Here is an 11799-nt window from a genome sequence, read left to right on the forward strand (position 1 = left end):
TCACTCAGCAGCTTTCCGGAGTCGACGGCGCCGCGTTGTCGAGCTGTAGCCGCGCGCGAAGCCGTCGCGCTTCGCGACCGCGGTACGCACGCAGGGCGCTTTCGAGGGTGTCGCGTACGTGCGGATCGGGATGGTCCGCCAGGTACGCCAGCTCCTCGGCACCGCCGCGCCGGCCACGACCCAGCTCCCACAGCACGTCGATGATCTCGTCGGCGGTGGCTGCCGTCCGCAGTCGGGCCATCAGCTCGCCCTTCGGTCTGGGCGGCTCGTTGTCCGGGAACCGGCGGCGCAGCTTGGCGACATTGCGGGCTCCGCGCGGCAGGCAGGCTGGACACGGACAGGGCCGCCGGCCGTGAGCTCCCGGCAGGTACCGCCAACCGACTCCCTGCGGGACGTCCTGGATCCGGCGGACCTCGGCGGTGGTGACCGCGCGGGGCACGAACACCTCGCAGCCGCGCGGGTCGTCGAGCCCACGCACCGCCGCAACCGCTTGTGCGGCGGTGACCGCGCGCGGTGGGGCACCGTAGTGCCCGACGGTCACCGGCTCGTCGTCGGGCAGCCGCAGATGCACCGCGACCAGTACGCCGGAATGCCAGCGCCGCAGCTCACGCACCCACTGGTAGGTGAGAGTGAACGAGGGCAACACCGGCATGCAGTAAACGCCCCGTCCACCGGCGTGCCCGGTGCTGCGTGCCGCGATCCCCGACCGCTGGATGCGTCGAGCCGAGCGCGCGAGGGTGACATGCACGAACTCCGCCATCGCCACGGATGGTAGCCAACTGCCGGATGGCGGTGGTCGCGATTTATCCGGGACCCGACGAGCCCGTGGCCGCGTCGAGGTCGGCGACGAGCGAGTCCGGGGCACGCATGTGCCACGCGTCGGTGACCAGTTCCGTCAGGCGGTCGACGTCCACCTGCGCCAGCCGCAGCATGACCAGGGGCAGCCCGTCGTACGCGGGCGTCGTGAAGAAGACCTCGGGCTCCCCGAGGAGCAAGGCCTGCTTCTCCGCTTCGTCGCCGACGTAGAGCACCGCGACGTCGGTGCGGATGAGGCGCGACGCGCCGGGTCGGCGTTCGGGGTAGGACCAGACGAACCCCTTGTCGGCGACCCGGAAGTCGAAACCGTCACTGTCGATCTCGGCGACGTGAGGCAGCGCCAGCGCCAGGCGACGGACGTCGTCGGCGTCAGCCATCGAGGTTGCTCCTGAGAACCATGTCCCGCACCCGCACAGGCTACAGCCGCCCACCGACATCGTTGCTCCGGCGCGGAGCCTGTCGACGGGATGAGCCGTGGTAAATCCCTGGTCGGCGGAGGTGTGTATCGCCGATGATGGCGGCCATGTCCACGACTCGACGAGCCGACGTCGACGGCTACGTCAGTGGTCCCGACGCCTGCACCCTGGCGACGGCCCGCGCCCTGGCGAAGGTCGACGACGCGGTGGCCGTGGTGCTGGTCGAGGGGATCAGCGACCAGATCGCCGTGGAGACAGCCGCCGTCGGTCGCGGCCGGGACCTCGCGGCGGAACGGATCGTGGTGGTGCCGATCGGCGGGGCGCACGCGATCGGCCGCTTCCTGACGGGGTCGGGTCCGCTGGGCGCCCGGGTGCGGCTCGCCGGCCTGTGCGACCTGCGGGAGGAGGAACTGTTCCGACGCGGGCTCGCCGCCCGGATCGGCTCGACCCCCACCCGCGCCGAGATGGAACGCCTCGGGTTCCACGTCTGCGTCGACGATCTGGAGGACGAGCTGATCCGCGCGGTGGGCGCGGCCGGGGTCGAGGCGCTCTTCGACGCGCAGGGCGACCTCGGGTCGTTCCGCTCGTTGCAGAGCCAGCCGGCCTGGCGCGGTCGGCAGCCCGAGGCGCAGATGCGGCGGTTCCTGGGCAGCGGCGCGCGCCGCAAGCTGCGCTACGCACGGCTGCTCGTCGAGGCGGCCGTCGGTCGGGACGCCCTGCCTCGGCCGCTCGACGCGCTGCTCACCGCCGTGTGACCTACCGGTCGTCCGCCCCTCGACCGGTCCGCCACCCGGCCGGGTCGACACCGCCGGGCACCGGTGCCGCCGGATCGTAGGGCGCCCGGGTGAAGACGAAGGTGCCGAGATCGAGGTGGCTCACCGCGCCAGCGGCGTCGCGTTCCACCCGCAGCCGCTCGCCGGCGAAATAGCCGTTGAGCCCCTCCCACCGGCCGTCGCCGGTCGGGCGCAGCCGGGTGCCGCGTCCGCCGCCGGACATCGAGGCCAGTTCCAGGAAGCCGTCGGCCAGCGGGCGCAGCAGGTAGGGAGCGGGTCCCCAGTACCACGGGCCGGCGAGGTCCAGCAGCTCCGGATCGACCGTGGGCAGCGGACGCCACGGCTCCGGGATCCTCGGCTCCCGCTCGGCGACCGTCCGCAGCAGGTCGGCGGCGACCGCGCCGGCGGCGAGGCCAGCCGTCACGTTGCCCAGCACGACGGTGCCCAGACCGTCGTCGGCGCTGACCCAGACGGCGGCGACGAAGCCCGGCATCGAGCCGGTGTGACCGGCCAACAGTCGGCCGTCCCGGCGCAGCAGTTGGGTGCCGAGCCCGTAGCCGCTGTCCCAGCCGGTCGCCTCGGGCGGGCAGGCGGGGGTGCGCATCTCCGCCAGCGTGTCCGGGTGCAGCACCCGCTCGTCGCCGTCGGTGAGGAAGGCGACGAACCGGGCCAGGTCCGCCGCCGTCGACCAGAGCTGCCCGGCCGGCGACATCCGCCCCGTGTCCACGGCGGGCTCCGGCAGCAGCACGTCGGCCCAGGGGTGGACGGCCCAGCCGGTGGCGTGCGGCGCGACCGGCAGCAGGGTGGTGCGGGTCATCCCGAGCGGCGCCAACACCTCACGCCGCAGCACCTCGTCCCACTGCTCGCCGCGCACCCGCTCGACGAGCGCGCCGAGCAGCGCGTAACCGGGATTGGAGTAGTGGTGGCGCTGCCCGGCCGGATGCACCTGCGGGTCCTGGCCGAGCACGTCGGCCAGGTCGGGCCGGAGCGCGCCCGGGGTCCGCTCCCACCACGGGCCGGGCGGCTCGGCGGCGAGCCCGGCGGTGTGCGCCAGCAGTGCGCCGACGGTGGCCGCACCGGCCACGGTGCCGGGCAGGTGCGCGGCCAGCGGGTCGGTGAGGGCGAGCCGCCCCTCGTCGCGCAGGCGCAGCACCAGCAGCGCCACGAAGGTCTTGGTCACCGACCCGATCCGGTACTGGGTGTCGCCGTCCGGCGGGTCACCGTCCACGCTTCCCCGGCCGTCCATCCACACCGGACGACCGTCACGCACCACGGCGGCGACGACGGAGGGCGCGCGCCCCTGCACCTGACGGGTGGCGAGCAGGTGACGCAGCGCGCGTCGCGTCTCGGGCAGCAGTTCCGTCTCGGTCGGCGACATGCCGGCAAACGTACCCCGGCAGCCGTGGCGGTCGGTGTCGGTTTTCGCCGTCGGTGGCTGCGGCACGGGTGGTCGGGACGGGAACCCGACAAGATCTGTCCACCGCAGGAGTCGAGAGGTTCTCATTGCCAGGTGCCGGGCCACCGTCGGGCACGGGTGACGAGGAGGCCTTGGGTGCGGAGGATCGCGGTGGGGTGGCTGGCGGCGTTGAGCGTCGCGGGCACGATGCTGGTGGGCACGCCGGCAGCGGCGCAGCCGGTGCCGGACGGCGCGGCGCTGGAGCGGCTGAAGGTCCGGTTGGACCAGGCCACGAGCGTTCCGGCCGAGGTGACCGGCTGGCACGCCGACGTGGACGGCGGGGCGCTGGTGATCCAGGCGCTGCCGGGTGGAGCCCCGGCCGCCCGGCGGTTCGCCCAGGGCGTCGGGGCGCCGGAGAGCAGGGTACGCGTCGTCGAGGTGGCCGGGCGACCGCAGCAGCAGGCCGACCGGTTGAGCGCCGGCAACGGCTATCTGATCGGCGGGACGGCCGGCTGCACGACCGGCTTCGCCGTGACGGAGAACCTCAGCGGGGACGCCGGGTTCCTCACCGCCGGACACTGCGCCCTCGAGGCGCCCCCCGGGGCGCTCACCGCGCAGGGCCGGCCGCTGGGCGTCTGGGGCGGCTACTCCTTCCCGTCCGCCGACATGGCCTGGGTGCGGACGTACGCCGACTGGCGTCCGAACGCCGAGGTGCTCGGTCTCGGCCCGGTCAACGGCGACGAACCGGCCGCCGAGGGCGCCTCGGTCTGCCGTACCGGCGTCACGACCGGTGTGCGGTGCGGGACCATCCTGGCCAAGAACGTCACCATCGTGTATCCCGGTAGGAACGGCGGCCCGGACAAGGTGGTCACCGGCCTGACGATGACCGACGCCTGCTCCGAACCGGGCGACTCCGGCGGCCCCTACGTCGCCGGTGACCAGGCCCAGGGGGTGCTCTCCGGTGGGCGCAACCTCCCCTGCGGTGACGAGGACGACCGGTCGTACTTCCAGCCGATCCGACCGATCCTGCACACCTTCGGCCTCACCCTGACCCGCTACTGGCAGGGCGCGCTCCCGGTGCCCGGCGGTCAGCCCGTCGCCTCCAGCCCGGCGGTGACGAACTTCGGCGGCGGCGAGCACGTCTTCGCCCGCCGCGCCGACGGCCAGATCGTCTACACCGTCCGCACGGGCACCCACTGGTCGGGTTGGCTCCCGGTGCCGGGTGGTCGCACCACCCCCAGCGCGCCAGCGGTCGCCGTCCACCACAACATGCTGTACCTCTTCGTCCGCGACGACGCCGGCCGGATCCACGTCAACACGTCCACCCGCACCGCGTGGTCCGGCTGGGTCGAGTTGCCCGGCGGCGGCACCACCCCGAGCGCCCCCGCCGTCGCGGTCGTCGGCGACAAGCTGCACCTGATCGTCCGGGCCGGCAACGACAAGCTCGTCGAGAACGTCCACGGCGCCACCGGCTGGTCCGGCTGGAACGTGCTGCCCGGCAACGGCTCCACCCCCGACGCGCCCGCCGTGACCGAGTACAACGGCACGCTGCGCCTGGCCGTGCGCGCCACCGACGGCCGCATCTACCTGAACACGTCCTCGGCCGGAGTCTGGACCGGTTGGGTCCCGGTGCCCGGCAACGGCTGGACCGCCAGCCCGCTCGGCCTCGCCAGTTACGACGGCCTGCTGCGCCTGTTCGCCCGGGGCGGCAACGACCACCTGTTCAGCGTCACCTCCAACGGCACCACCTTCAACCGTTGGACTCCGCTCTCCGGTGCCGGCACGACCCCGAGCGGCCCGGTCGCCAACGTCTACGACGGCGAACTGCACCTGTTCGTCCGTGGGCCGGACGACCAGCTCCACGTCGACACCGCCCGGGTCTGACGCCCGGGGGCCGTTGCCGCCGGAGCCCTCCATGCCGCCGGACATGGAGTCATGAACCCGCCGGCAACGGCCCCACCGGACCCGGCTCAACCGATGCGGCACCGTTACACGCTGCGGCTGCCCGAGGCGGAGGTGGACGGACCACGGGTGACGCGCCCCGCCCCGAGGCCGCCTCGACCGGCTGGTCCCGCGTTCCACCACATGCCGTGGCGTACATTCCCGGCACATCCGGAGCCCATTATCGACGATCATCTTGACCGTCCTGCCGTACGCCCCGATAGTCGGGCGAAAGCGACCTCCGGCTTTCCGGCAGAAGAGCCGTCCCCGGCTCCGGCACCCGCAGCGTCCACGCGACGTTCCGCGCTGCCGACCATCCACAGCGCACCCCACGGAGAACATGTGATCACGAGAAGAAGTCTGCTCGTCGCCGCCGGCGCGGCCGTGGCCGCCGCCGGTCCGTTGGCCCGCCCGGTCTCCGCCGCGCTGCCCGAGGTCAACATGGAGGCGCTGATCAAGGCGGCGCAGATCGACCCGCGCCGCGCGGACACCGCCCTGACCGACGGCGCCAAGGACAGCGTCCTGCTGGTCGAGCGCGCCCTCCAGGCCAGAGGGCTGCTCTCCGCCACGTACGTGGACGGGCACTTCGGGACCAGCACGGTCGCCGCCTACGCCGCCTACCAGCGGTCCCTCGGCTACACCGGCCTCGACGCGACCGGACTGCCCGGTCCGACGTCGCTACGGCTGCTCGGCGAGGGACGCTACACCGTCGCCCGGGCCATCTCGCCCGGCACCGTCGTGAGCCTGCGCGGCGTGCGCGTCAACACCCGGACCCGGTCCATGTTGTTCGAGGCGGAACGTCTGCTCGGACGCCAGCTCACCATCACGCAGGGGTCGTACAACACCGGGGTCGGCGCGTCCGCGGGCACCCACGACGGCGGTGGCGCTCTCGACCTGTCGGTGAGCGGGCTCTCCTCGGCCACCCGGACCGACATCCTGCGCCGACTGCGCACGGTGGGCTTCGCCGCCTGGCTGCGCACGCCGAGCCAGGGCGACTGGGGTTACCACATCCACGCCATCGCGCTCGCCGACACCGACCAGTCGACGGGTGCGCAGAACCAGGCCGGCGACTACTACCTCGGCCGCAACGGGCTGGCGAACCGGGGTCCCGACGACGGTCCGGCGGTCAGCCCCAAGCGGACCTGGGAGGAGTACCAGCGGACGCTCTGACCGCACGCCGCGATTCGACACCCGCAGTTCAGCGCGTTCAGGAGGAACGTTGTCCACTCGTACCAGCCGCGTCGTGCGCGGTGCCGTCGCCGCGCTCACCACGGTCCTCACGACGGCGGTGGTCGGCCTCACCGGTGCCACCGCCGCGCAGGCCGCCGTGAACACCTCACCGAACTATCTGGTGGTCTACAACAACAACATCGAGAACTGGCTGCCGGCCTCCTGTGCCGACGGTCTCGTCTGGGACCGGCTGATCACCTACCTCAAGGGCCGGCCGCTGAGCCCCGACATCTTCACGGTGCAGCAGGTCTCGAACCAGACGCAGCTCAACCTCCTGACCCAACGTCTCTCCGACGAGTTGCCCGGCACCTACGCCGGACAGATCGCGATCGCGAACCCCGGCTCGATGGGCTACACCAGCACCTGCGGCAAGATGAAGAACCAGCAGACCAACGCGGTCGTCTACCGGTCCGACCGGTTCACCTACGAGGCCGCCACCCGCTGGCGGTCCGACGCCCCGGAGGACTACGACGCCGGCACCGGCCCGTGCCGGAACCTGGAACCCACCAGGAGCAGCCAGGACCGGGTCCACAACATCGCCGTCCGGTTGCACGACAGGGTCGCCGGACAGGACGTCTCGGTGGCGTCGATCCACTGGCCCACCAACACCTGGCACGCCCCGAAGTGCGCGGACGAGAACATCAAGGAGGCCGACGAGGCGATGGGACGTCTCGGCGGCGACCTGAAGATCGTCGCGGGTGACACCAACGCCGAGCCCGACACGGCTGGCTGGTGGAACGACGGCAGGGCGTACGGGTACCGCGACCCGATCGCCGAGAAGTGCGGCAGCCGCAACTGCTCCTCGGCCTACGACACCCTCAACAGCCGGCGGATCGACTTCCTGCTGGTCAAGAGCGGCAACGGGTTCAGTAACGTCGCCACCGTCACCGAGTCGATGACGGGCGGCGCGTACTCCGACCATCGGGCCGTCACCGCCTACGTCAACTACTGAGGACCGGCGTCGCCGACCGCCCGTACCCGCTGGTCGGGACGCTCGTCGGCAGGCCGACAGCCGACGTTTCCCGGACTCCCGGCGCGCACGCGTCCGCCGCCGGGGGTCCGGGCCGGACCCGGCACCTCCCGCCACGAGACCGAACGTCTAGGCTCACCGCGTCCATGGATGGATGGCGATCGGATCTCCAGGGATCGTGGGAGGTTCGCGGGTATGACGATCGAGTTCGGTCTGTTGGGGCCGGTGACCCTGCACGTCGGCGGTGACCAGGTCGCGCTGCCGGGTGGTCGGCCCCGGCTCCTGCTGGCCGGGTTGCTCCTGGGTCGAGGCCGGCGGGTGCCCGCCGACCGGCTCCTGAGCGGTCTGTGGGCCGATCCCCCACCGTCGGCGCAGGCCAACCTACGGACCTACGTGACCCGGTTGCGGGCGGCGCTGGGGCCATACCGTGACCGGCTGACCTGGGTGAACTCCGGTTACACACTGCTTGTCGAACCGGGTGAGCTGGACCTCGACCGGTTCGAGAGCGACGTGCGGGACGCCCTGGGCCCCGGCCGCGCGACCCGACCGGAGCAGTGCGCGGACCTGCTCGCCGCCGCGCTCCGCCGCTGGCACGGCGAGGCGGCCGAAGGGCTGCCCCGCCACGGCGCGCTCGGCCGCAGCCTCGACGCGCTCGACGAGAGCCGGTGGATGGCGGTCGAACGGTACGCCCGGACATGCGTCGAAGCCGGCCGGCATCAGCCCGCGGTCGCCGCCCTACGGTCGCTGCTCGCCGACCAGCCGGCACGTGAGTCCGCCTGGGAGGGCCTGGTCCAGGCTTTGGTCTCCTCGGGTGACCGGGCCGAGGCCATGGCGGCCCTGACCGCGGCGGACGCCGCGCTGCTCGGCGCGGTCGGCCGGCGTCCCGGGAAGGTGCTCCGGGAGGTCGAACGCGAACTGCTCGACGGGGCGTCCGGCCCGGCCCGCCGCCCGACGCCCGTGGTCCGTGACGCGTCACCGCCGGAGGGGACGCCCTCCACCCTGCCGCCGCCGGTGGTCCTGGTCGGTCGGGAACACCTGCTGGCCCGGGTCGAGGCCGAACTCGGCAGGGCGAACATGATCGTGCTGCACGGGCCGGCGGGGGTGGGCAAGTCGGCGCTGGCCGGCGCCCTCGCCACCCGGCTGGCTCCGTCGTGTCCGGGTGGACAGCTCTACCTCGACCTCTGCGGCAGCAGCCCCGGCCTGGCCCCGATGACGGTCGAGGAGGCGATCGGCAGCCTGCTCCGCGCGCTCGGGGGTGACCGGTCCGGCGGTACGCCGGGCGCGGAGGCGGCCGAGCTGCGGGTACGAGCCGGCGAGCGCCGGGTGCTGGTGGTGCTGGACAACGTGGTCGACGCCGGTCAGGTGCGACGGTTGTTGTCGCTCCTGCCCGGCGCCACGGTGATCGTGACCAGCCGAACGACGTTGCCGACGCTGGACGTCACCCACCTCGCCGTCGGCACGTTGGGCCCCGAGGAGTCGGTGACGCTGCTCGCCCGGCACGCGGGTCCGGAGCGGTTCACCGGTTCCGCCCGGCAGGCCGAGGCGCTGGCCGCGTTGTGCGGCCACCTTCCGCTCGCGCTGCGGATCGTCGGCGCCCGGCTCGCCGGACATCCGGAGTGGACACTCGCCGCCATGGTCGCCCGGCTCGCCGACGAGCAGTACCGACTGGACGAGTTGAGCTGTGACGACCTGGCCGTACGGGCGAGCCTCGCGGTCACCTGCGATGTTCTCGCCGAACGGCCCGGTGGGCCGGAGTCCCTGGAGTTGTTCGACCGCTGGGGCATGGTCTGCGCGCCGGTGCTCGGCCTCGACCTGGCCCGGGTACTGACCGGGGCCACGGCGCGGGCCACCCGTGCGGCGCTGGACCGGCTCGCGGACGCCGGCCTCGTCGAGACGTGCGGGATGGACCGCTACCGCCTGCACGACCTCGTACGGATCTTCGCGACCGAACGCGGCCGTCGTGACCCGGCGGCACGGGTGGCCGCCGTGCACGCGGCCCGCTGCTACTTCCTCGACACCGCGCGGCGCGCCCGGGACCAGATCCGGCCCGTCTCCCGTCGGCCGTCGGACGGGTTCGTCGAGACGCCCGCCACGGTGACCTTCGCTCATCCGCAGGAGGCCCTCCGGTGGCTGGAGACGGAGCGGGACAACCTCGTCGCCGCGGCGCGCGTGGCGGCGCAGGACGGCACGCCCGAGGGGGACCTGTTCGCGGTCCGGTTGTGCGCGGAGCTCTACCCGTTCCTGCCGATGCGGGGTTACTACCGCGAGCTCCGGGAGGTGGCCGGCGGCGCGTTGCGGTCCGCCCGGCGGCTGGGCAGCCGTCCGGACGAGGCCACCTCGTTGACCTACGTCGCGGTGGCCCGGTCCCGGCTGGGCGAGACCGACCAGGCCGTCGACGCCCTTCTGGTGGCCCTCGCGCTGCGGGAGGCCGACGGGGACCTGCACGAGGTGGCGGTGACCCTGGACCATCTCGGTGTCCTGCTGGCCGCCGCCGGCCGCCTCGACGAGGCCCGGACCGGCTTCCTGCGGGCGCTGGAGATGCACCGCCGGGGCGACGACCGACGGCGGGTCGGTCTCACCCTGAACAACCTGGCCGACGTGCTGCTGCAACTCGGCCAGACCGGCAGCGCGCTGGTCCACCTGCGGGAGAGCCTGCGGCTGCGCCGGGAACTCGGTGACGAACTCGGCCTCGGCATCACCATGGTGACCATGGGTCAGGTCTATGCCCGTCGGGGCCAGTGCCGGCAGGCGTACGGGTGGCTCGGCCGGGCCCTCACCGTCGCACGGTCCACCGGGAACCGTGAGGCGGAATGGCGGGTGCTCACGGTGCGCGCGGAGGTGCACCGCGCCACGGGGCAGTGGCGGGCCGCACGCGAGGACCTGCACCGGGCGCTCGCTCTCTCCGAGCAGATCGGTGACGTCAACGGTACCCGCGAGGTTCGTCGGGCCCTGGTCGTGCTCCGTCAGCCTCCGGACGTTCCTCGAACGGCGGCACCGGCAGGTGAGCCGGCGGCGGTACGCGGGGTCGCCGGCAGGTGAGCCGGCGGCGCGACGGGGAAAGCGGCCCGGATGCCCGAGCTGACGTTCTTCCTCGGCGGCGACGTGATGACCGGCCGGGGCGTCGACGCGATCCTGCCCGCGCCCGGCCCGCCCGAGCTGCGGGAACGGGCGATCCGCGACGCCCGCGACTACGTCGACCTCGCCCGCTCCGTCAACGGGCCGGTCCCGCGTCCGGCGCCCCCGGCCTGGCCCTGGGGCGAGGCGCTCGACCTGCTCGACGCGCTCCGCCCGGACGTACGGGTGGTCAACCTGGAGACAGCGGTGACTCGCCGGGGCGCGCACGCGTCGGCCAAGGCGATCCACTACCGGATGCATCCGGGGAACCTGGCGTGCCTCACCGCGGCCCGGCTCGACGTGTGCGCGTTGGCCAACAACCACGTCCTCGACTTCGGTCCGGTGGGGCTCACCGACACCCTCGACGCGCTGGCCGGCGCCGGCATCGCCACGACCGGCGCGGGCCGGGACGCGGTGTCCGCCGGCCGACCCGCCCGGGTGCCGCTCGGCCAGGGCCGCGACCTGCTCGTCTGGTCGGTGGCCGCGCCGTCGAGCGGCGTGCTCCCGTCCTGGGCGGCCACCTCGGGCGGGCCCGGGGTGGCGTACCTGCCGGAGGTCTCGGCCGCCTCGGCGGACGCGCTGGCCGGGCGGATCGCCGCCGTGGCCGGGCCGGCGGACCGGGTGCTGGTCTCCGTGCACTGGGGCACCAACTGGGGGTACGACGTGCCGCCCGGACACGTCGACTTCGCCCACCGGCTGATCGACGGCGGCGTGGACGTGGTGCACGGCCACTCGTCGCACCATCCGAGGCCGGTGGAGGTGTACCGCGACCGGCTGGTCCTCTACGGCTGCGGCGACCTGATCGACGACTACGAGGGGATCAGCGGGTGGGAGGAGTACCGGCCGCACCTGCGGCTGCTGTGGCTGCCGACCCTCGACGCGGCCACCGGCGCGCTGCGGCGACTGCGGGCCGCCCCGATGCGGATGCGCCGGATGCGGTTGGAACGGGCCGCGTCGGACGACGCCCACTGGTTGGCCGAGCTGCTCGGCGGCTTCGGCCCGCCGTTCGCGCCCGGGTTCGACGTCGCGGCCGACGGACTGCTGACCCTGCGCCCGCACTGACCGGGTGCCGATCGGCATGGCTGGTCGGGCCGTGGCGCAGGCCACCTTCGACGGGGGCGCGGCGGCACCGTCCGAGGCGGG

At 73.6% G+C, this 11799-nt stretch carries 9 protein-coding genes; 6 read left to right on the forward strand and 3 right to left on the reverse strand.

Annotated elements, in window-relative coordinates; translation table 11 throughout:
• Positions 1–4: 4 nt before the first annotated feature.
• Positions 5–760 (reverse strand): HEAT repeat domain-containing protein, encoded by a 756-nt coding sequence (locus QSK20_RS26330; protein WP_285791297.1) that lies wholly within the window; start codon positions 758–760, stop codon positions 5–7.
• Between the two features lie 43 nt (positions 761–803).
• Positions 804–1193, reverse strand: coding sequence for an MmcQ/YjbR family DNA-binding protein (locus QSK20_RS26335; RefSeq protein WP_285791298.1), 390 nt, complete (start codon positions 1191–1193; stop codon positions 804–806).
• A gap of 146 nt (positions 1194–1339) precedes the next feature.
• Here QSK20_RS26335 and QSK20_RS26340 point away from each other — a divergent pair, with 146 nt between their 5' ends.
• Positions 1340–1987: a TOPRIM nucleotidyl transferase/hydrolase domain-containing protein gene (locus QSK20_RS26340; RefSeq protein WP_285791299.1), complete on the forward strand. Its 648-nt coding sequence runs from the start codon at positions 1340–1342 to the stop codon at positions 1985–1987.
• A gap of 1 nt (position 1988) precedes the next feature.
• Here the strand turns inward: QSK20_RS26340 and QSK20_RS26345 are convergent, their stop codons facing one another.
• Entirely contained in the window at positions 1989–3383 is a 1395-nt protein-coding gene (locus QSK20_RS26345) for a serine hydrolase domain-containing protein (protein WP_285791300.1), read from the reverse strand.
• Between the two features lie 174 nt (positions 3384–3557).
• Here QSK20_RS26345 and QSK20_RS26350 point away from each other — a divergent pair, with 174 nt between their 5' ends.
• The 5 genes from QSK20_RS26350 to QSK20_RS26370 all read left to right on the forward strand — a co-directional run bounded on the left by QSK20_RS26350 (position 3558) and on the right by QSK20_RS26370 (position 11718).
• Positions 3558–5285 (forward strand): DUF8189 domain-containing protein, encoded by a 1728-nt coding sequence (locus QSK20_RS26350; RefSeq protein ID WP_285791301.1) that lies wholly within the window; start codon positions 3558–3560, stop codon positions 5283–5285.
• A gap of 399 nt (positions 5286–5684) precedes the next feature.
• Positions 5685–6512 (forward strand): peptidoglycan-binding domain-containing protein, encoded by an 828-nt coding sequence (locus tag QSK20_RS26355; RefSeq protein WP_285791302.1) that lies wholly within the window; start codon positions 5685–5687, stop codon positions 6510–6512.
• A gap of 49 nt (positions 6513–6561) precedes the next feature.
• Entirely contained in the window at positions 6562–7524 is a 963-nt protein-coding gene (locus QSK20_RS26360; RefSeq protein ID WP_285791303.1) for an exonuclease/endonuclease/phosphatase family protein, read from the forward strand.
• A gap of 213 nt (positions 7525–7737) precedes the next feature.
• On the forward strand, positions 7738–10581 hold the full coding sequence (locus tag QSK20_RS26365; RefSeq protein WP_285791304.1) for an AfsR/SARP family transcriptional regulator: 2844 nt from the start codon (positions 7738–7740) through the stop codon (positions 10579–10581).
• A gap of 30 nt (positions 10582–10611) precedes the next feature.
• On the forward strand, positions 10612–11718 hold the full coding sequence (locus QSK20_RS26370) for a CapA family protein (RefSeq protein WP_285791305.1): 1107 nt from the start codon (positions 10612–10614) through the stop codon (positions 11716–11718).
• Positions 11719–11799 lie beyond the last annotated feature (81 nt).

This window comes from Micromonospora sp. NBRC 101691, from assembly GCF_030269285.1.
Taxonomy (GTDB): domain Bacteria; phylum Actinomycetota; class Actinomycetes; order Mycobacteriales; family Micromonosporaceae; genus Micromonospora; species Micromonospora echinospora.